This is a genomic window from Azotobacter vinelandii CA, from assembly GCF_000380335.1.
In the GTDB taxonomy this organism is placed as follows: domain Bacteria; phylum Pseudomonadota; class Gammaproteobacteria; order Pseudomonadales; family Pseudomonadaceae; genus Azotobacter; species Azotobacter vinelandii.
Genome location: NC_021149.1, coordinates 3,522,290 through 3,543,403, shown reverse-complemented (window position 1 = coordinate 3,543,403; position 21,114 = coordinate 3,522,290). Strand labels below are relative to the sequence as shown.

Genomic DNA, 21,114 nt, shown 5'->3' with positions numbered 1-21,114 from the left:
CCTGCGCAAGCGCAGGGGCGGATTTACCGGTACGGTCAGGCGATGGCGCGGATGTCCGTCCGGGGCTCCTCCAGCGCGCCGAGGAACTCGTCGCCCCAGCGGCGGATGTCGTTGAAGGCGACGATGTCGAACAGCTCGCGCAGCCGCGCCCGGGCCTCGCTCTTGGGCAGGTTCAGCGCCAGATGGCAGTTCTGCACTAGATCGGCGATGTCGTGGGGATTGGTCAGCAGGGCGCCCTTGAGTTCGGCGGCGGCGCCGGCGAATTCGGAGAGCACCAGCACGCCGCTGCCGTCCAGCAGGCCCTGGGTGGCGACGAACTCCTTGGCCACCAGGTTGAGGCCGTCGCGCAGCGGGGTGATCCACATGACGTCGGCCATGGCGTACCAGGCCACCACTTCCTCGAACGGCAGGCTGCGGAAGAAGAACTGCACCGGCGTCCAGCCGACCCGGGCGAAGCGACCGTTGATGCGTCCCACGGCCTGTTCGATCTGCCCCTGCAACTCGTCGTAGACGGTCATCTCCCGCGCCGCCGGGACGCAGATGGTGGCCAGGGTGATTCTGCCCTGCAACTCGGGGTTGTCCGCCAGCAGCCGCTCGAAGGCCTTGAGCTTTTCCAGCACGCCCTTGGTGTAATCCAGGCGCTCCACGGCGAGGACCAGGCGCACGCCGTTCAACTCGCGACGCAACTGTTCCATCTGATTCTGCACGGAAGGGCTGGCCAGGGCGTTGCGCACCCGGTCGAGGTCGAGCCCGACCGGATGGGCACCGAGGCGGACCTGGCGCATGCCGGTATCGATGGCGGTGGTCACGCGCTCCAGGCCGACCGCGCAGCCGTAGGTGACGAAGCGCGGCGCGCAGTTCTGCCGGCCGAGCACCTTCAGCGGGGCCACGCCGCGGGCGACGTCGACGAAATTCTCCACCTGGCGCGGGATGTGGAAGCCGATGTAGTCGCATTGCAGCAGGCTGCCGACGATCTGCCGGCGCCAGGGCACCACGTTGAACACATCCGCCGAGGGGAAGTGGGTGTGGTGGAAGAAGGCCAGCTTCAGGTCCGGGCGCAGTTCGCGCAGATAGGCCGGAACCATCCACAGGTTGTAGTCGTGCAGCCAGACGGTGGCGCCCTCGGCGGCCTCCAGGGCGGTGCGCTCGGCGAAGGCGCGGTTGACCCGCAGGAACACCTGCCAGTCGTCCTCGTTGAAGACGGCGCGCTCCCAGAAGGTGTGCAAGGTCGGCCAGAAGGCCTCCTTGGAGAAACGCTTGTAGAAGGTATCGATGTCTTCCTTGCAGAGCGGCACGCGGGCGGCGGTCAGGCGCGGGTAGCGCTCGGCGTCCACCGTGGTGTGGCTCTCGAAGAGGCCTTGGCCTTCCTCGTGCTCGGCCCAGGCGACCCAGGAGCCCTTGCGCCCGTCGGCGAAGAAGCTGAGCAGGGTGGGGATGATGCCGTTGGGCGAGCTTGGCCGGCGGCGCTGCACCTGGCCGTGCTCGCGGTATTCCTCGTAGGGCAGGCGGTGGTAGACGATCACCAGCTCGGCGTGTCCCGGCTCGGTCGCCTTGCGGGTTTCGGCGGCGAAGCCGTGCACGCCGAGGAAGCCGAAGTGGGCGAAGGCCTGGATGATGCCGCCGCAGCCCGGGCTGTCGGCGTGCAGGACGCGGGTGCAGTGGCGCGTATGTTCGAGCAGGCTTTCCTCCGCCTGCCCGACGCAGACGCCCTTGAGGCCGCAGGTGAGCATGCTGAGGTCGTTCAGGGTGTCGCCGGCGACCAGCACCTGCTCGGGATCGAGACCGAGGTGCTCGACCAGGCGCAGCAGGCTGCTGCCCTTGTTCACCCCGCGCGGCAGGAAGTCCAGATAGCGTCCGGCCGAGTACAGCAGGTCGCAGCCGAGGCGTTCGGCGATGACCTCGAGGGCCGGGTCGGCGGCGCGTTCCGGGGTGCAGAAGTAGGAGCAGCGGCGCGCCTGGGGCACGTCCTGGCGCTGCAGGTCGGGAAGGCCGGCGAGAGCGCCGGCGATCTGGCTTTCGCCGGGCCAGCGGGCGTCGATGTCGTGCTGCAGGGGCTGGATCGGCTGCAGGGTTTCGCCGTGATAGAGGCTGGCGCCGACGTCGGCGACGATGTAGTCCGGCTGCGGCAGGGTGGGATCGGCCAGCAGCGGCAGAACGGCCTCCAGGCTGCGGCCGGTGACATAGGCCAACTGGATGTCGGGGTGGGCGGTGATGGTCTGATAGAGACTCAGGCGATCCTGCGGATCGCCGGCGAGAAAGGTTCCATCGAGATCGGTGGCAAGTAGCATGCGCTGTCTTCTCTCCAGTAGTGGGGCAAGTTGACGCGCCGACCTGGGCCGACGAGTGGTGTTGTCCGGAGCCTCCATGGCGCCGGAGTCAGATACAGGTTTCCTCCCTGGTGGTGCCCGGCTCCGCCACGGCGGCGTCGGGGCTGGAGTCGGCCGCGCTTTCCGGGGCCTCGGGCATCAGTTCGAGCACGGTATGGCTGGTGCGCAGCATGGGGGTGAACTGGGCGTGCGGCTCGCTGAGCAGATCGCTCACCCGGTGCAGGCGATGGAGGGTGTAGAGCGCCAGCAGGCCGAGCACCGCCGCGCAGTAGAGCGGCAGTCCGCGCGGACCGAGCAGGTGCATGGCCAGGCCGGCGAGCAGCGGGCCGCAGGCCGAGCCCAGGCCATTGACCAGCAGCAGGCCGCTGCAGCCGGAGAGGATCTCGTCCGGGTGCAACTGATCGACCATCCGCGCCATGGCGATGGAATAGATGGAGAAGGCCAGCCCGCCCCAGAGGAAGAAGGCGCCGAGCAGCAAGCCGCCGGTGGGCAGCAGGCTGATGGCCAGTGCCGTCAGCGCGGCCAGGGTCACCACGCAGAGCATCACCTTCGCGCGGTCGTGGCTGTCCGAGTAGCGGCCGATGGGCCACTGCAGCACGGCGCCACCGAGAATGGTCGCCCCCATCAGCAATCCCACGCCGGCGGCGTCGAAGCCGCTGTGGCTGGCGTATACCGGCGCAAGGCCCCAGAAGGCGCCGAGGGCGAGACCGGACAGCCCGGCGGCGGTCACCGACAGCGGCGCGATTCGCGCCAGTTGGCGCAGCTCGGTGGGCGGCGTGTCGGGCAGGGTCGGCTGTGCCTGGCGGGTGAGGGTGATGGGCAAGAGCGCGGCGCAGATGAGGATGCCGGCGATGGCGAAGAGCAGGAATTCCAGCGGACTGGCGAGGTTCAAGAGCTGCTGGGCGAGGGCCAGGGCACCGAGGTTGACCGCCATGTAGACGGCGAACACCCGGCCGCGGCTGTCGCCGCTGACCCGGGCGTTGAGCCAGCTCTCGATGACCATGTAGAGGGTGACCAGGACGATGCCGTAGACCACGCGCAGCACCATCCACACCCAGGGGTTGACCAGAATCAGGTGGAGCAGCGCGACGATGGCGCCCGAGGCGGCGCAACAGGCGAAGGCGCGGATATGCCCGATGCGGCGGATCAGCGGTACCGTCAGCCAGGTGCCGAGCAGGTAGCCGACGAAATAGCCGGACATCAGCAGGCCGAGCAGCCCGGTGGAGTAGCCTTCGGCGACGCCACGCAGGGTCAGCAGGGTGTTGAGCAGTCCGTTGCCGAGCAGGAGCAGTGCGACCCCGCCGAGCAGCGAACCGATGGGGGCAATGTTGGTCCACATGGCGACCCACCCTAGGGAAGTTGCCGACGAATGGCAACCCAAAATTCCCTCAAGGGAGCCGCCTGCTAGTACTAACCTATTGTTTTATAATCATATATTTTAACCGACGAGCGGTCTGCCGGTTTTTGCGCCGACGCGCTGGCTCAGGCGCGGTCTTCCGCTCCTTTCGCCAACTCGTCGGTGCGCGCCGCCATGATGAAGTCGTTGCGGTGCAGGCCGCGGATCTTGTGGGTCCACCAGGTCACGGTGACCCTGCCCCATTCGGTGAGCAGCGCCGGATGGTGCCCTTCGGCCTCGGCGAGCGCGCCGACCGCGTCGGTGAAGGCCAGGGCTCGGGCGAAGTTCCTGAAGGCGAAGACCTTTTCCAGTTGCAGGATGCCGTCGCGGTTTTCCACCCGCCAGTCGGGGATCTGCCGGATCAGGTCGGCGAGTTCCTGTTCCGAGACTTTCGGCGCGTCGGCGCGGCAGGCTTCGCAATGGGCTTGGGAGAGGACGGTCATGAGGGGCTCCGGTTCTGCTGGTTGCGGGGTCGAGTCCGGGGGCGACGGTGGGAAACCGCTGCGCGGGTTTTCCACGCTGTGTCCGGGATCGGCGTTCAGGCCGCCTTCGGCGGAAACTTCGGCGGATGCAGGCCGAGACGCATGGCCTGGCGCACCAGCGCCATGATGTCCTGGCGGGCCAGTTCGAACAGGTGGCGCAGGTCCGGCAGCACGAAGTAGAGCGGCTGCAGGATGTCGATGCGATACGGCGTACGCATTGCCTCGAGCGGATCGAAGGGCTGGTGTTCCGGCGTCCCGGACAGGCAGTAGAGGGTTTCCTTCGGCGAGGAGAGGATGCCGCCGCCGTAGATGCGCCGGCCCGCCGGAGTGTCGACCAGGCCGAACTCCACGGTCATCCAGTACAGCCGCGCCAGGTAGACGCGCTCCTCCTTGCTGGCCGCCAGGCCCAACCGGCCGTAGGTGTGGGTGAAGGCGGCGAACCAGGGGTTGGTCAGCATCGGGCAGTGGCCGAACAGTTCGTGGAAGATGTCCGGCTCCTGCAGATAGTCCAGCTCCTCCGGCCGTCGGATGAAGGTCGCCACCGGAAACCGGCGGTCGGCGAGAAGCTCGAAGAAGGTCTGGAAAGGGATCAGCGCCGGTACCCGCGCCACCCGCCAGCCGGTGGCGGATTCGAGCACGCGATTGATCTCGTCGAGCTGCGGGATGCGTTCCCGCGGCAGGCCGAGCCGCCGGATACCGTCCAGGTATTCCGCACAGGCGCGTCCTTCGATGAGTGCCGACTGGCGTTCGATCAGTGTCCGCCAGACGGCATGCTCGGCCTCGCTGTAGTGGATGAAGCCCCGCTCGTCCGGTTGCCGGGCCACATAGGGCGTCGCGGTCATTTCGGTGCCTCCTGCGCGGCTGCGCGCGGTTTCCTTCTTATAGTTAAGGCATAGCGCGGATGAAGCGGCTCTGCACGTCACGGCGGAGCCGTGCCGGTCGCCCGGCTGTCCGGCATGCCGTCCCGAGCCCGAGCCGGGGACGGTGACTACCGGGAGTCGGGCGCTGTTCTTCGCCCATACACACCAGCAGGAGAATGGATATGTCCAGCGTCGGTTATCACGAACCCGTCGAAGCGCTTTCCGCCGAAACCCGCGACATGCACCGGGCCATCGTTTCGCTGATGGAGGAACTCGAAGCCATCGACTGGTACAACCAGCGGGTCGACGTCTGCCGGGACCCGGAACTCAGAAGCATCCTCGCGCACAACCGCGACGAGGAGAAGGAACACGCGGCCATGGTGCTGGAGTGGATCCGCCGCAGGGACCCCAAGTTCTCCGACGAATTCAAGACGTATCTCTTCAGCGAGGGGCCCATCGACCACGAGGATGGGGACTGAGCAATCCGCCCGGCTGTCTCCGCGCGTTCGACGGCAGCCGGGCGGATCGCCGCATTTCCGCATGCCGGGGCGGACGGGCCCCTACCTAGTAGTAGTTCGACCTCCAATTGGTTTCGGCCTGAGCCGCCGCCTTCTCCAGTTCCAGCAACCGTCGTTCGTAGGCCGCGCATTCGTTGGGCAGTTCTTCGGCGGTGTATTCGGGACGCGCGCTCCGGATTTCCCTGTAGATCTCCTCGGCCAGCCGTGGATCGCTGTGAGTGAGCATGTGCACGTTGATGGCCAGTTCACGGGCCTTGAGGTCGATTTCGTCCGGCGTGCAGGCGAGGCCGGGCAGGGCGGTCAGCAAGGCACTGGCGGCGGCGAGTCCGAGCAGGGCTTTCATGGGCTACCCCCTTTATTCGACGGTTTCCCGGTGGATTGCGAAAACGCCGGAAAAGTTCAGGAGGCTGCGCCGATCGGCGGCGAGACGGGCGTTATCGTTTCGCTCGAACTCGGCTGGAAAGGGCCTGTCACCTAAAGGAGAGGAGGCGAATGAGAAGGCTGTTTTCCGACATTGCACCACCGCCAGCTCGTGAGCCGGTAGCCAGCAGAGAAATCGAGGTGGATACGACCATGCCCAGACCTACTGAACACTCGCCACGATCCGATGGCCGCAAAGGTTTTCCGGCAGGCAATGTTTTCCAGGAGCCACCGGAGGGGGCGATCGACCCGGTGGCCGCTGAAACCGAACGGCAGGGCGAGAGCAAGGATCCGCTGGAAAGCTACACCCGGAGTGCCGCGGATGAACTGGAAAAGATCGCCGAGGGCGCGCGTGCGGCAGCCTGCGAACTCGAGGAGCAGGACGAGCAGGGGCTGTCGGACTATGTGCTGAATGCCGCCGATCGCATGTTCAGGTTCGCCGACCAGTTGCGTGGCAGGAGTGCCGAGCAACTGTTCCACGATGCCGATCGCCTGGCCAGGGACAACCCTGGGCTGTTTCTCGCCGGCAGCATCGCCCTCGGTTTCGGTCTGACCCGTTTCGCCCGCGCTTCCGGGCGCCGATCCCGGCACGCGGAGGCCGGGCCGCTCCAGTCCGCTCCTGTCCGTACCGCCGAGCGGGAGGAAGCCGTTACGGGGCCGGCCGGTGTTTCTGGCAGTCCGGATGTCGCCGGGACCAGGGTCACCACCACGCCGGACGACACCACCGGCAGGGCCGTCGCCAGCGGCCTGCCGCCCGTCGATCCCGGCCGCAGCGGCCCGGGCACGACCGGCACCATCCAGGGCGGCACCACGGGGCCGGCCTGCCAAAACGATAAAGGCCCGAACGGAGGAACGAAGCGATGAGCGAATCGACTGGCAACCGGAATTATCCGCCGAACCAGGCCAACTCCGACACGAGCCGGCCGGACCTGGCCCGAGCGGATGCGGTCCGGCCCGATGTGGCCCGACCGGATCCGCTCCGGGACGAGACGGCGCAAGCCGCGACGCCACGCCCCGAAGCGGTACGCACGGAAACGGAGCGGCCCAGCGCGACCATTCACCGGCACACCGCTCGCGCCGGAGGCGAAGAGGGCGGCAACAGCATCATGGGTTTGCTCGGCCAACTGGGGCGGGAGCTGCCCTCGCTGGTTACCAAGGAGCTGGCCCTGGCCAAGGTCGAGATCGGCGAGTCGATCAACGCCACCAAGGCCGGCGTCATGTCCCTGGCCAGTGGTGGCGGAGTGCTGCTGGCCGGTTTCATCATTCTTCTGCAGGCCTTCGTCTACGCCCTGGCTCAGGCGATGGATGCCTGGCTGGCGGCGGCGATCGTCGGCGTGATCGTGATGGTGATCGGCTATGTCATGGTCAAGGGCGGCAGGAAGAAGTTCGCGCCGTCCGCATTCAAGCCATCGCGCACGCTGCATGCCCTGCAGAAAGATAAAGCCGCCATCCGGGAGAATGCCCCATGAGTACGCAGAGCAGAATCGATCTCGAAGCGCAGAAGGGTCCGGAAACCCTGGAACAGGAAATCGACCGGCAGCGCGCGGAAATCAGCAATATCGTCCATGCCTTGGAAAACAGGCTGTCCCCCGGCGAGTTGCTGGACAGGGCCCTGGGGTACACCAAGGGACATGGCGGCGAGTTCATGTCCAACCTGACCAACACGGTGGCCGCCAATCCCTTGCCGACCGTGCTGACATCGATCGGATTGCTGTGGCTGATGACCAGCCAGAACCGGGCTCCGGCGAGCCAGGCCCATGTCGATGAGGCTTCGATGCCGCAGGGTGGGCCGTCCCTGACCGAAAAGGCCAGGCAGCGGGCCGCCGGCATTCGCGAGAAGGCCGAGCACCTGGGCGAGGGGGTGAGCGACACCCTGGGTTCGGCACGGCAGCATGTGAGCGAAAGCGTGGGGTCGGCCAGGCAGTACTTGAGCGACTCCGGCCACCATGCCGCCGAATCCCTGCGCCAACGGGCCCATCAGGCGCGGGGCGGCTTCGACACCTTGATGCATGAGCAGCCGCTGGTGCTGGGAGCGCTCGGCATCGCGGTGGGGGCGTTGATCGCCGGCGTGTTGCCGACCACCCGACAGGAGGACGAACTGCTCGGCCAGGCCAGCGATACCCTGACCGACAAGCTCAGGGTGAAGGCCGAAGAGGGCCGCGAAGCGGCCACCGAGCTGGGCGTGGAGATGGCCGACCGGCTGCGCGAGCGGGTCGCCACGTCGCAACCGGCCGGCGCGGAAAACCGGACCGGCCTGGGCGGGGCGCTCTAGGCAGGTCCTTTTCGCCGCGGCGGAACGCCTGTTAGACCTTGGTTCAATGCCTGGTCCGGCGAGCCGTCGGGTATAAGGAAGCGGTCCTGGATCAGGAGATTCGATCCAAGTGTTTTGTTTGCATTCCTAGTGGAATGATGGGCGGGCGACCTCGGGTCGCCCTCTTTTTTTGGGGGTGATGCACTTTTTCGCCCTTCCTTTCCTTGATTTTCCCCGCGCTTTCCCGTTCCTTTTTCGTTTCCGCCTGCGGCATCCGCGATACGTCGAATGCGTTTCAGATCGTTCGATGCGTCGCCGGGTTCGGGCATCATGTCGTTTTCCCATAACGATAAAGAAGCGAGAGATCCATGCAGCCAGCCCCCATCCGTTCCGCCCTGTTCGTTCCGGCAAGCCGCCCCGAGCGGATACCCAAGGCCCTGGCCAGCGGTGCCGATGTCGTCATCGTCGATCTCGAGGACGCCGTCGAGGAGGCTCTCAAGGCCGAGGCCCGCGCCGCTCTGGACGCCTTTCTGGGCGACAATCCCCAGGTCCGGCTGCTGGTGCGCATCAATGGTCCGATCCATCCCCAGCAGGCGGCGGATCTGGAGTTGTGCCGCCGTCAGCCGGGCGTTCTCGGCGTGGTGCTGCCCAAGGTGGAGAGCGCGGTGCAGGTCAGTCTGGCGGCGGCGGCCGGCAAGCCGGTGTGGCCGGCCGTCGAGAGCGCCGTGGGGTTGCATGCCCTGCCGGCGATCGCCCGGGTTCCGGGCGTCGAGCGCCTGACCTACGGCGGCCTCGATCTGGGCCTGGATCTGGGATTGGCCGCCGGCAGCGAGAGCGGCGAACGGATCATGGACCAGGTTCGCTATGCGCTGCTGCTGCAGTCGCGTACCGCCCGCCTGGCCGCGCCGCTGGAAACCATCTTCCCCGCCATCCAGGACCCGAGCGGTCTGGCGCGGCGCGCCCGGCAGGCCTGCGACATGGGCTTCGGCGGTCTGTTGTGCATCCACCCGGCCCAGGTCGCCGTGGTCCACGAGGCCTTCATGCCGGACGCCGAGGAGCTGGCCTGGGCCCGGCGGGTCATGACCGCCGCGGCCTCCGGCGAAGGGGTTTTCGTGGTCGATGGACAGATGATCGACGCCCCGGTCGTGGGGCGGGCCCGCCGCTTGCTGGCGCGGGCCGGACAGGCGCCGGCCTGAGTCGCCGGGGCGCGCCGACGGCGGCTGCGACGGGCCCTTTCGGATAAAGGGCAGGCCATGCTCTTGCCACCTGCGACACCTCACCGCATCGACGGCTTGCGGTGCGCTACCGGCCGACAGCGATGGCTCTACGGCGAGGGTTCGAGCACCCTCGCCAGCGTTCCGGGCATTGATTCCCGGGAACCGATTCGACTAAAGCAGCACGGTAGGTCCCCACCCTGCGTGGCACGATGAAAACACCCTGATTCTCGCCCATGTTCCACAAGAACGCCGGGCAACCATCCAATTACAAAAATTTGTGTGGCCATCGAGCAATGATGCGCAGGGGCCATACACGACATGTTTCAGGAGTCCCAATGTCCGCCCGCAATATTCTGGTGATCAACTGCGGTAGTTCATCAATCAAGTTCGCCCTGGTCAACGAAGCGCAGACGACCTTTCCCCTGCAGGGGCTGGCCGAGCGTCTCGGCAGTCCGGAAGCGGTCATCCACTGGCAGTTCGGCGATGTCAAGGAAACCCTCAGCCTGCCGGGCGCCGACCATCAGGTGGCGCTGGGCGAGATCCTGCCGCTGGCCCAGGAGGCCGCCGGTGGCCGGCTCAGCGGCATCGGCCACCGCGTGGTCCATGGCGGCGAGCATTTCACCGATGCCCGCCTGATCGACGAGTCGGTGATCGAAGGCATACGCACCAGCGCCCAGTTGGCACCGCTGCACAACCCGGCCCATCTGATCGGCATCGCCGCGACCATGTCGCTGTTCCCCGACCTGCCGCAGGTCAGCGTGTTCGATACCGCCTTCCACCAGACCATGCCGCCCCATGCCTACCGCTATGCCGTGCCGGAATTCCTGTACAAGGAACATGGCGTGCGCCGCTACGGCTTTCATGGCACCAGCCACCGCTACGTCAGCAAGCGGGCCGCCGAGATGGCCGGCCTGCCGGTGGAAGACAGCGCCTGGCTGTCGGCCCATCTGGGCAACGGCTGCTCCACCTGCGCCATCGTCAACGGCGAGAGCCGCGACACCAGCATGGGCCTGACTCCCCTGGAGGGCCTGGTGATGGGGACCCGCAGCGGCGACGTCGACCCCAACCTGCACAGCTATCTGGAGCGCACCCTGGGCTGGACCATCGAGCAGGTCGACCGCATGCTCAACAACGACAGCGGCCTGAAGGGGCTGTCCGGCCTGTCCAACGACATGCGCACCCTGTCCGAGGCCTGCCTGAGCGGCCACCCCGGCGCCGTCCTGGCCTTCGAGGTGTTCTGCTACCGCCTGGCCAAGTCGCTGGCCGGCATGGCCTGCGCCCTGCCCAGGCTGAACGGTCTGATCTTCACCGGCGGCATCGGCGAGAACTCGGCCGCCGTGCGCGAGCGCACCGTGGAGCACCTGAAGCTGTTCGGCTTCCAGCTCGATGCCGAAGCCAACGCCCGTTGCACCCGTGGCTTGGCCGGCGAGATCCAGGCGGCCGGCAGCCCGCGCGTCATAGTGGTGCCGACCAACGAGGAGCGCCAGATCGCCCTGGACACCCTCGCCCTGCTCGACGCCTGACCGAATACCTGTACAGGCGGGACGCGGCGCTGTAACGAAACCCGACGACCATCGCGGCGTCGGGTTTCGTCATCCTGACCTCCCGCCGGCATCACGTTTTCTACAGTCTGAGCAAGAGACCCATGCACACTCTATTTCTCGCCCCCACCGGCTATGCCGTCGGCCTCAACTCCATCAGCCTCGGCCTGATCCGCGCCCTCGAACAGGCCGGCCTGAAGGTCGGCTTCTTCAAGCCGATCGCACAACCCTTCCCCATCGATCAGGGCCGCGAGCGCTCCTGTCTGCTGGTCGAGCGCACCCTGGGCCGGAGCACGCCCGAGCCGATACTGCTGGATCAGGTGGAGCGCCATCTGGCCAGCGGCGAAACCGACCTGCTGCTGGAGGAAGTGGTCAGCCGCTATCAGCAGGCCGCCGCCGGCAAGGACGTGGTGATCGTCGAAGGCATGCTGCCGACCCGCGACAGCGACTACTCCGCGTACCTCAATCCCCTGCTGAGCAAGAGCCTGAACGCCGAAGTCATCCTGATCGCCGTCCAGGGCGGCGATGGCCTCAAGCAACTGGCCGAGCGTATCGAGATCCAGGCCCAGTTGTTCGGCGGCATCAAGAGTCCGAAGGTGCTCGGCGCGATCATCAACAAGATCGACAGCGGGGACGGCATCCCGGCTTTCGTCGAGCGTCTCAAGGAATATCTGCCGTCGCTCGGCAGCACCGACTTCCAGCTCTTCGGCGCCATTCCCTTCGCCGAGGAACTGAATGCCCTGCGCACCCGCGACGTGGCCGAACTGATCGGCGCCCAGGTGCTCAGCGCCGGCGAAGCCGACCGGCGCCGGGTGAGCAAGATCGTGCTGTGCGCCCGTGCCGTGCCCAGCACCGTGCCGCTGCTGCAGCCGGGCGTGCTGGTGGTGACCCCCGGCGATCGCGACGACGTCATCCTCGCCGCCAGTCTGGCCTCGCTCAACGGCGTGAAGCTGGCCGGCCTGCTGCTGTGCAGCGACTTCATGCCGGACCCGCGGATCATGGAGCTGTGCAAGGCGGCCCTGGACGGTGGCCTGCCGGTGATGAGCGTGACCACCGGCTCCTACGACACGGCCACCAACCTGTTCGCCCTGAACAAGGAAACGCCGGCGGACGATATCGAGCGCGCCACCCGCGTCACCGATTTCATCGCCGGGCATCTGCATCCGGAGTACCTGCGTTCGCGCTGCAGCCTGCCGCGCGAGCTGCTCCTGTCGCCACCGGCGTTTCGCTACCAGTTGGTCAAGAGCGCCCAGGAAGCTGACAAGCGCATCGTCCTGCCGGAAGGCACCGAGCCGCGAACCATCCGCGCCGCCGCCATCTGCCAAGAGCGCGGCATCGCCCGCTGCGTGCTGCTGGCCCGCCCGGAAGAGGTCCGGGCCGTGGCGCGCGAGCAGGGCATCACTCTGCCGGACGGCCTGGAAATCCTCGATCCGGAGAGCATCCGCGCGCAGTACATCGCGCCGATGGTGAAGATGCGCCAGAGCAAGGGCCTCACCCCCGAGATGGCCGACGAGCAGCTCAGGGACACCGTGGTGCTCGGCACCATGATGCTGGCGCTGGACGAGGTGGACGGCCTGGTTTCCGGCGCCGTGCACACCACCGCCAACACCATTCGCCCGGCCCTGCAACTGATCAAGACCGCGCCGGGCTACAACCTGGTGTCCTCGGTGTTCTTCATGCTGCTGCCGGACCAGGTGCTGGTCTATGGCGACTGCGCGGTGAACCCCAACCCGAGCGCCGCCGAACTGGCCGAGATCGCCCTGCAGAGCGCCGAGTCCGCGGTGGCCCTCGGCGTGCACCCGCGCGTGGCGATGATCAGCTATTCCACCGGCGATTCCGGCAGCGGCGCCGAAGTGGACAAGGTTCGCGAGGCCACCCGCATCGCCCAGGAGCGGGCGCCCGGCCTGCCGATCGACGGCCCGCTGCAGTACGACGCCGCCTCCGTGGCCAGCGTCGGCAAGCAGAAGGCGCCGAACAGCCCGGTCGCCGGCCAGGCCACCGTGTTCGTGTTCCCCGACCTGAACACCGGCAACACCACCTACAAGGCAGTGCAACGCAACGCCAACTGCATCAGTGTCGGCCCGATGCTGCAGGGGCTGGCCAAGCCGGTGAACGACCTGTCGCGCGGCGCCCTGGTCGACGACATCGTCTTCACCATCGCCCTCACCGCGCTTCAGGCGGCCAGCATCGACAAGCAGGAGAAGCAGAAGGCGCTGGAGCAGGGGCAGCCGGTCGGAGCCTGACGGGACGGGCGGAAGCGGGCCCGAGGAGCGCTCCGCCGATGCTGTCGGCGGGCACGCCGTGGCGGTCCGCTTCGTGGCCGATGAAGGCGCGGCCATTCCTTCCCGTCGCCGCGTCGGACAGCGCCCCGTATCTGGGACCTGCGCCGGGAGCCTCGCCTCATCGAGTGCCTGTCCGGCGAGGTGGCGCTCGCTGTGCGATCCGGGAAGAGGATCTGTCGTTTCGAGGAGATGTCGACCTTCGCCGTCGCTTCGCCGCGCGTTCGACGGAATCCGCCAGAAGAGGCTCAAGCCCGCGATTTCCGGGCATTCGGCGGGGAATGCCGGTCGTACCGGGTAGCTTGTTTTGGTCGAATTTCGTTAAGACCATTGTCGAATTTTTAAGCAACTGTCAAGAGGCTAAACATGTCAGGCAATAAAAATAATTTTGCCCAGGCGAGGAAAACCTACTCATGTGCGCCGCTTCCCTCTACCCGGTACGTCCTGAAGTAGTTGCCCGATCCTTTACCGACGAGGCCGCCTACAAGGCCATGTATCAGCAGTCGGTCATCAATCCCGATGGTTTCTGGCGCGAACAGGCCAGGCGTCTGGACTGGATCAAGCCATTCACCAAGGTCAAGCAGACCTCCTTCGACGACCACCATGTCGATATCAAGTGGTTCGCCGATGGCACCCTGAACGCCTCCTACAACTGCCTGGACCGTCACCTCGAAGCGCGCGGCGAGCAGGTGGCCATCATCTGGGAGGGCGACGATCCGTCCGCGCAGCGCCTGATCACCTACCGCGAGCTGCACGAGGAAGTCTGTCGGTTCGCCAACGCCCTGCGCGGTCAGGACGTGCATCGCGGCGACGTGGTGACCATCTACATGCCGATGATTCCGGAGGCCGTGGTGGCCATGCTGGCCTGCGCCCGCATCGGCGCGATCCATTCGGTGGTGTTCGGCGGCTTTTCTCCCGACGCGCTGGCCGGGCGCATCGCCGACTGCAGGTCGAAGGTGGTGATCACCGCCGACGAAGGCCTGCGCGGCGGCAAGAGGGTTCCGCTGAAGGCCAACGTCGACGAGGCGTTGACCAATCCGGACACCTACAGCGTCAACAAGGTGATCGTCTGCAAGCGCACCGGTGGCGATATCAAGTGGCACTCGCATCGCGACATCTGGTACGAGGACCTGCTGAAAGTGGCCGGCAGCATCTGCGCACCCAAGGAAATGGGTGCCGAGGAGCCGCTGTTCCTCCTTTATACCTCTGGCTCGACCGGCAAGCCGAAGGGCGTGGTGCACACCACGGGCGGCTATCTGCTGTATGCCTCGCTGACCCACGAGCGGGTGTTCGACTACCGTCCGGGCGAGGTCTACTGGTGCACCGCCGACGTGGGCTGGGTCACCGGCCACAGCTACATCGTCTACGGTCCGCTGGCCAACGGCGCCACCACGCTGCTGTTCGAGGGCATCCCCAGCTACCCGGACATGACCCGGATTTCCAAGATCATCGACAAGCACGGGGTGAACATCCTCTATACCGCGCCGACCGCCATCCGCGCCATGATGGCCCAGGGCCGGGCGCCGGTGGAGGGCGCCGACGGTTCCAGCCTGCGCCTGCTCGGCTCGGTGGGCGAGCCGATCAATCCGGAAGCCTGGCACTGGTACTACGAGAACATCGGCCGGGAGCGCTGCCCGATCGTCGACACCTGGTGGCAGACCGAAACCGGCGGCATCCTGATCACCCCGCTGCCGGGCGCCACCTCGCTCAAGCCGGGTTCGGCGAGCCGTCCTTTCTTCGGCGTACAGCCGGCGCTGGTCGACAACCTGGGCAACCTGATCGAAGGGGCGGGCGAAGGCAACCTGGTGATCATCGATTCGTGGCCGGGGCAGGCGCGCAGCCTGCATGGCGATCACGACCGCTTCGTCGACACCTACTTCAAGACCTTCAAGGGCATGTACTTCACCGGTGACGGCGCCCGCCGCGACGAGGACGGCTATTACTGGATCACCGGCCGCGTCGACGACGTGCTGAACGTTTCCGGTCACCGTATGGGCACCGCCGAGATCGAGAGCGCCATGGTCGCCCACCCGCAGGTCGCCGAGGCGGCGGTGGTCGGCGTTCCGCACGACGTCAAGGGGCAAGGCATCTATGTCTACGTCACCCTGAACGACGGGGTGTCGGCTTCCGAGGCGCTGCGCCAGGAACTGAAGGCCTGGATTCGCCGGGAGATCGGTCCGATCGCTACGCCGGACGTGATCCAGTGGGCGCCCGGCTTGCCGAAGACCCGCTCAGGCAAGATCATGCGTCGTATCCTGCGCAAGATCTCCGTTGGCGAATACGACGGGCTGGGCGACATCTCCACCCTGGCCGATCCGTCGGTGGTGCAGAGTCTGATCAACATCCATCGCGGCATGCAGGCCGCCTGCGCCTGAGCTTCCGCCCCCATGGCCGGCTCCGGCCGGCGACGATGCCCCGCCCGGCTCCCGCCGTGGCGGGGTTCGTGTTTCGCGAGGGCACACTCGTTGCAGCCTACTCCAAAACCTCGACAGCCCCTAGAATGCCCCTTGTCTTTGCCGGAGCCCGCGCTGCCGGCGAAGCTCGTTCAACATCCGGCATCCGGAAGCTTCGTCGTCCGCCATGACTGTCCATCGAATCGGTTTTCTGCTCTGGCCCGGGACCAGGCCCCTGACCCCGGCCCTGGCCGAGGAAGCCCTGCAACTCGCCACCCACCTGCAGCCGCAGGCGCGCTACGAGTGGAGCTTCCTGCACGCCGAGGCGCCGCCGGAGGGAGGATGGTGTCCGCCGGGTGGGAGCTGGGAGGGACGGCTGGGGGACTTCGACAAGCTGTTGCTGCTGGCCGACACGCCGACCGTCGGCGTGTCGCCGCCGCTGGCCGCCGCGCTCAGGCAACTGGGGCGCGAGGGCTGTCAGCTCGGCGGGCTGTCCGCCGGGGTCTATCCGCTGGCCCGGCTCGGGCTGCTCGACGGCTACCGGGCGGCGGTGCACTGGCGTTGGCAGGAGGATTTCGCCGAGCGCTTTCCGCGGGTGGTCGCCACCGGGCATCTGTTCGACTGGGACCGCGACCGGCTCACCGCCTGCGGCGGCCTGGCGATACTCGACCTGCTGCTGGCGGTGCTGGCCCAGGATTACGGTTCCGAACTGGCCTGCGCGGTCAGCGAGGAACTGGTGGTCGAGCGCATCCGCGAGGGGGGCGAGCGCCAGCGGGTGCCGCTGCAGAACCGACTCGGCTCCAGCCATCCGAAGCTGACCCAGGCGGTGCTGCTGATGGAGGCCAACATCGAAGAGCCTTTGACCACCGACGAGATCGCCCAGCACGTCTGCGTCTCGCGCCGCCAGTTGGAGCGCATCTTCAAGCAGTATCTGAATCGGGTTCCGAGCCAGTACTACCTGGAGCTGCGCCTGAACAAGGCCCGCCAGTTGCTGCTGCAGACCGGCAAGTCGATCATCCAGATCGGCCTGTCTTGCGGCTTTTCCTCCGGGCCGCACTTTTCCAGCGCCTATCGCGGCTTTTTCGGCGTCACTCCGCGCGAGGACCGCAATCAGCGCCGTGCCGGCGGCCGCTTCGAGCCGACCCCGCCGGTCGAGCCGTGATCGGGCGCGATGTGACCCGTGGCCGGGGAATTTTTCGCCGAGCCGCTTTTCCCGCAACGTGCAGCGTTTAAACTGCGCCTTCCCGATGCCTTCCGTGCCGTACGCCGGAAAGCGGGGAACCCTGCGGACGGGTGCTGCGGCCTGTCTTCGTCCGGCGTGGATACCTGCCGCGGGGGCGTTTCCAGAATCCTTCTTCGCTAGCCTATCGTGGCAGGAGTTTCCCGATGTCCGTTGAGCATGCTCAGGTGCAACGCGCTGATTTCGACCAGTTCATGGTCCCCAACTATGCCCCTGCCGCCTTTATTCCGGTGCGTGGCCAGGGCTCGCGAGTCTGGGATCAGAACGGTCGAGAGCTGATCGACTTCACCGGCGGGATCGCCGTGAACTCCCTCGGCCACTGCCATCCGCGGCTGGTGGCGGCGTTGACCGAACAGGCCGGGAAGCTCTGGCACGTATCGAACATCTTCACCAACGAGCCGACCCTGCGTCTGGCGAAGAAACTGGAGGAGGCCACCTTCGCCGACCGGGCGTTCTTCTGCAACTCCGGCGCCGAGGCCAACGAGGCGGCCTTCAAGCTGGCCCGGCGTGTCGCCCACGATCGCTTCGGTCCGCAGAAGTGCGAGATCATCTCCGCGCTGGACAGCTTCCATGGCCGCACCTTCTTCACGGTCAGCGTCACCGGTCAGCCCAAGTATTCCGATGGCTTCGGGCCGAAGCCCGAGGGTATCACCCATGTACCCTACAACGACCTGGCGGCCCTGGAAGCGGCAATTTCCGAGCGTACCTGTGCGGTGGTGCTGGAGCCGATCCAGGGCGAGAGCGGCATCCTGCCGGCCCAGCAGGCCTATCTGGAGGGCGCGCGCCGGCTGTGCGACCAGTATGACGCGCTGCTGATCCTCGACGAGGTGCAGACCGGTGTCGGGCGTACCGGCGAGCTGTTCGCCTACATGCACTACGGTGTAGTCCCGGACATCCTGTCCACCGCCAAGGGGCTGGGCGGCGGTTTCCCGATCGGCGCCATGCTCACCCGCAGCGACCTGGCCAAGCACTTCTCGGCCGGCGTGCACGGCACCACCTTCGGCGGCAATCCACTGGCCTGCGCGGTGGCCGAGGCGGTGATCGATGTGGTCAACACGCCGGAGGTGTTGCAGGGGATCAAGGCCAAGCATCAGCGCTTCAAGACCCGGCTCGAAGCGATCGGCCGGCAGTACGGTATCTTCAGCCAGGTGCGCGGCATGGGCATGCTGATCGGCAGCGTGCTGAGCGAGCCCTGGAAGGGCAAGGCCCGCGATGTGCTGGTCGCCGCCGAGCAGGAGGCCCTGATGGTGCTCCAGGCCGGTGCCGACGTGGTGCGTTTCGCGCCGAGCCTGGTGATCGAGGATGCCGACATCGACGAAGGACTGGAGCGTTTCGAGCGGGCCATCGTCCGGCTGGTGCGCGGCTGATCGACAAAGGCTGCGGGGTGGAGCCGGTCCGGCCCGCCCCCGAGGAGTGACGCCCCATGCTGGTGATGCGCCCCGCGCAAATGGCCGATCTGGCCGAGGTTCAGCGTCTGGCCGCGGACAGTCCGGTCGGCGTCACTTCGTTGCCCGACGACCGCGAGCGCTTGGCCGAGAAGATCGCCGTTTCCGAGTCGTCGTTCGCCGCGGAGGTCAGTTTCAACGGCGAGGAGCGTTACTTCTTCGTCCTCGAGGAGCCGGGCAGCGGACGCCTGCTCGGCTGTTCCGGGATCGTCGCCTCGGCCGGCTATTCCGAGGCCTTCTACAGTTTTCGCAACGAGACGTTCGTGCATGCCTCACGCGAGCTGAAGATCCACAACAAGATCCATGTGCTGTCGATCTGCCATGATCTGACCGGCAACAGCCTGTTGAGCAGTTTCCATGTCGAGCCGGCGCTGGTGCACACGCCCTGGGCCGAGCTTATCTCCCGCGGCCGCCTGCTGTTCATGGCCAGCCATCCCGAGCGTTTCGCCGATGCCGTGGTGGTGGAGATCCTCGGGCCGAGCGACGAGCAGGGCGACTCGCCGTTCTGGGACGCGGTCGGACGGCACTTCTTCGACATGCGCTACGCGGCGGCCGAGCGTCTGTCCAGCCTGCGCAGCCGTACCTTCCTCGCCGAGCTGATGCCGCATTATCCGATCTACGTGCCGCTGCTGCCGGATGCCGCCCAGGAGGCCATGGGGCAGGTCCATCCGCGTGCGCAGATCAGCTTCGACATCATGACCCGCGAGGGCTTCGAGACGGAGCACTACATCGACATCTTCGACGGCGGGCCGATCCTGCACGCGCGTACCTCCGGCGTCCGTTCGATCGCCCGGAGCGCCGTGGCGCCGGCGACCATCGGCGCCGGCAGTCGCTCCGGGCGGCTCTACCTGCTCGGCAACGGCGGCCTGCAGGATTTCCGCGCCAGCCTGGTCGAACTGGACTGGACGCCCGGTCAGCCGCTGCGGCTGAGCGCCGAGACGGCCGCGCTGCTGGGCGTCGGCGAGGGCGACAGCCTGCGTCTGGTGGCCTTGTGAACGGACGTGGCAGCATGACTCCCGTGGAGGAAACATGATCGTTCGTCCCGTGCGCAGTGCCGATCTGCCGGCCCTGGTCGACCTTGCCCGCAATGCCGGCGTCGGCACCGGCCTGACGTCGCTGCCGTTCAACGAGGAGCGCCTGGCGCAGCGTGTCGCCATGGCGGAGCGCAGTTTCCGCGGCGAGGCCGAGAAGGCCGATGCCGACTACCTCTTCGTGCTGGAAACCGATCGGGAGCGGATCGTCGGCATCTCCGGGCTGACCGCGGCAGTCGGGTTGCGCGAGCCCTGGTACAACTATCGGGTCGGGCTGACCGTCACCGCTTCGCGGGAGCTGGATCTGTACCGGGAAATTCCCACGCTGTTCCTCGCCAACGACCTGACCGGCAATTCCGAACTCCGCTCGCTGTTCCTCCAGGCCGATCATCGCGGCGGCCTGAATGGCCGCCTGCTGGCCAGATCGCGTCTGCTGTTTCTCGCCGAGTTCCGTTCGCTGTTCGCCGACAAGGTGATCGCCGAACTGCGCGGCGTGTCCGATGCCAGGGCCCGTTCGCCATTCTGGGAAAGCCTCGGCCGGCATTTCTTCCGCATGGAGTTCCGCCGGGCCGACTATCTCACCGGTGTCGGCAACCGTGCCTTCATCGCCCAGTTGATGCCGAAGTTTCCGCTCTACAGCTGCTTTCTTTCCGAGGAGGCGCGCGCCGCGATCGGCCGCGTGCACCCGCATGGCGAGCCGGCGCTGGCGATGCTGCGGGCGGAAGGATTCAGCTATCAGGGCTACGTCGACATCTTCGACGCCGGCCCGGTGGTCGAGTGCGAAACGGCGAAGATCCGGGCCGTGCGCGACAGCCAGACCCTGGTGCTGGCGATCGGCACGCCGGGGGAGGAGGCCGAGCCCTATCTGGTTCACAACCGTCAGCGCCAGGACTGCCGTATCACCGCAGCCCCGGCGCGCGTGGCGGCCGGCACCCTGGTGGTCGATCCGCTGACGGCCAGGCGCCTGCAGCTCTGCGCCGGTGCGCAGGTGCGTGCGGTGCCGCTCGTCGCCCGGCCGCACGGGGCTGGGCGATGAGCGGGCGGCGAGCCCCGCCGGGCACGGACGGGCAGGGCCTGCCCGATTCCCGCTGGCACGCGACAGAGCCGGGCCGCTCGGCGATCGGCGTCGTCCATCCTTTTCAAGTCGACCGAACCTGCCGCCTGGAGCGGCCTACCCCTGGAGCTGAACCATGACCGATGCCCTGCAACTCGTTCTCGAAAACGCCGACGGCACCCAGTTGGAAACCGTCTGCACCCGTTTCGCGGTGATCTGGCAGGGCCGTGAGCTCTGGGTGCAGCAAGCCGATGGCCAACTGCTGATCGGTGTGGATGTGGAGGAGGGCGATAGCGAGTACGCCAACCTGCTGTTGCGTCCGATGGCCACCAACCTGGTCAGCCTGCAACTGGAGATGGAGCCGGCCGGGAGCGATGAGGATGGCCATGTGCATGGTCCCGAATGCGAGCATTGAGCGAACTCCGGGACCTGTTCCCGCCAGCGGGCACGGGGCGCTGCAAAGGCTCCCGGCCGGCGTTCCCGGTGCGTACCGCTTGAGGGGCTGATCCGCAGCCGCCGTTGTCCGGGCGCGCCGATCCAGACGAGTGGCGTGTCGGCTTCCGGTGTCGGCCGGTTTGCTCCGATGGCCAGCCGGGGCACGCTCCTCGCGATCCCCGGCGGTTTGTCCCGTTCCTTCTCCTATCCCGGCGCAAGACGCCG

General features: G+C 67.0%; 18 protein-coding genes. 13 read left to right on the top strand and 5 right to left on the bottom strand.

Going from position 1 to position 21,114, the window contains the following annotated elements; translation table 11 throughout:
- Positions 1-35: 35 nt before the first annotated feature.
- From ggpS to phhA, 4 genes are all read right to left on the bottom strand, one after another.
- Positions 36-2,288 (bottom strand): glucosylglycerol-phosphate synthase, encoded by a 2,253-nt coding sequence (gene ggpS, locus AVCA_RS15740; protein ID WP_012701997.1) that lies wholly within the window; start codon positions 2,286-2,288, stop codon positions 36-38.
- A gap of 88 nt (positions 2,289-2,376) precedes the next feature.
- Entirely contained in the window at positions 2,377-3,666 is a 1,290-nt protein-coding gene (locus AVCA_RS15735) for an MFS transporter (RefSeq protein WP_012701996.1), read from the bottom strand.
- Positions 3,667-3,809: 143 nt separating this feature from the next.
- On the bottom strand, positions 3,810-4,166 hold the full coding sequence (locus AVCA_RS15730; RefSeq protein WP_012701995.1) for a 4a-hydroxytetrahydrobiopterin dehydratase: 357 nt from the start codon (positions 4,164-4,166) through the stop codon (positions 3,810-3,812).
- Between the two features lie 95 nt (positions 4,167-4,261).
- Positions 4,262-5,047, bottom strand: coding sequence for a phenylalanine 4-monooxygenase (gene phhA / locus AVCA_RS15725; protein WP_012701994.1), 786 nt, complete (start codon positions 5,045-5,047; stop codon positions 4,262-4,264).
- 200 nt (positions 5,048-5,247) lie between these two features.
- Between phhA and AVCA_RS15720 the strand changes: the two genes are divergently transcribed.
- Positions 5,248-5,544, top strand: a complete 297-nt coding sequence (locus AVCA_RS15720; protein WP_012701993.1) for an encapsulin-associated ferritin-like protein — start codon at positions 5,248-5,250, stop codon at positions 5,542-5,544.
- A gap of 85 nt (positions 5,545-5,629) precedes the next feature.
- Here AVCA_RS15720 and AVCA_RS15715 read toward each other — a convergent pair whose 3' ends face one another.
- The gene (locus AVCA_RS15715) at positions 5,630-5,926 is read right to left on the bottom strand and encodes a hypothetical protein (protein WP_012701992.1); all 297 of its coding nucleotides are present in this window, start codon (positions 5,924-5,926) and stop codon (positions 5,630-5,632) included.
- A 230-nt stretch (positions 5,927-6,156) separates the two neighbouring features.
- Between AVCA_RS15715 and AVCA_RS15710 the strand changes: the two genes are divergently transcribed.
- The 12 genes from AVCA_RS15710 (at position 6,157) to AVCA_RS15655 (ending at position 20,869) form a co-directional block, all read left to right on the top strand.
- Entirely contained in the window at positions 6,157-6,867 is a 711-nt protein-coding gene (locus AVCA_RS15710) for a hypothetical protein (RefSeq protein WP_407919054.1), read from the top strand.
- Between the two features lie 242 nt (positions 6,868-7,109).
- Entirely contained in the window at positions 7,110-7,472 is a 363-nt protein-coding gene (locus AVCA_RS27135; protein WP_012701989.1) for a phage holin family protein, read from the top strand.
- Positions 7,469-8,275, top strand: coding sequence for a DUF3618 domain-containing protein (locus tag AVCA_RS15700; RefSeq protein ID WP_012701988.1), 807 nt, complete (start codon positions 7,469-7,471; stop codon positions 8,273-8,275). The genes AVCA_RS27135 and AVCA_RS15700 overlap by 4 nt, the downstream gene beginning before the upstream one ends.
- Before the next feature lie 347 nt (positions 8,276-8,622).
- Positions 8,623-9,450 carry an HpcH/HpaI aldolase/citrate lyase family protein gene (locus tag AVCA_RS15695; protein ID WP_012701986.1) on the top strand — a complete coding sequence of 276 codons (828 nt, stop codon included), beginning with the start codon at positions 8,623-8,625 and terminating at the stop codon, positions 9,448-9,450.
- Between the two features lie 356 nt (positions 9,451-9,806).
- Positions 9,807-10,994, top strand: coding sequence for an acetate kinase (locus AVCA_RS15690; RefSeq protein ID WP_012701985.1), 1,188 nt, complete (start codon positions 9,807-9,809; stop codon positions 10,992-10,994).
- A 122-nt stretch (positions 10,995-11,116) separates the two neighbouring features.
- Positions 11,117-13,255, top strand: a complete 2,139-nt coding sequence (pta, locus tag AVCA_RS15685) for a phosphate acetyltransferase (protein WP_012701984.1) — start codon at positions 11,117-11,119, stop codon at positions 13,253-13,255.
- Between the two features lie 449 nt (positions 13,256-13,704).
- Entirely contained in the window at positions 13,705-15,666 is a 1,962-nt protein-coding gene (gene acs, locus AVCA_RS15680; protein WP_012701982.1) for an acetate--CoA ligase, read from the top strand.
- Between the two features lie 205 nt (positions 15,667-15,871).
- Positions 15,872-16,846 (top strand): GlxA family transcriptional regulator, encoded by a 975-nt coding sequence (locus AVCA_RS15675; protein WP_012701980.1) that lies wholly within the window; start codon positions 15,872-15,874, stop codon positions 16,844-16,846.
- 224 nt (positions 16,847-17,070) lie between these two features.
- On the top strand, positions 17,071-18,291 hold the full coding sequence (locus tag AVCA_RS15670; RefSeq protein WP_012701979.1) for an aspartate aminotransferase family protein: 1,221 nt from the start codon (positions 17,071-17,073) through the stop codon (positions 18,289-18,291).
- Positions 18,292-18,347: 56 nt separating this feature from the next.
- Positions 18,348-19,364, top strand: coding sequence for an arginine/ornithine succinyltransferase subunit alpha (aruF, locus tag AVCA_RS15665; protein ID WP_012701978.1), 1,017 nt, complete (start codon positions 18,348-18,350; stop codon positions 19,362-19,364).
- Between the two features lie 34 nt (positions 19,365-19,398).
- Entirely contained in the window at positions 19,399-20,436 is a 1,038-nt protein-coding gene (astA, locus tag AVCA_RS15660) for an arginine N-succinyltransferase (RefSeq protein WP_012701977.1), read from the top strand.
- Positions 20,437-20,590: 154 nt separating this feature from the next.
- A complete protein-coding gene (locus AVCA_RS15655) occupies positions 20,591-20,869 on the top strand; it encodes a hypothetical protein (protein ID WP_012701976.1) in 279 nt (92 codons plus the stop codon).
- The last annotated feature ends 245 nt before the right edge of the window (positions 20,870-21,114 follow it).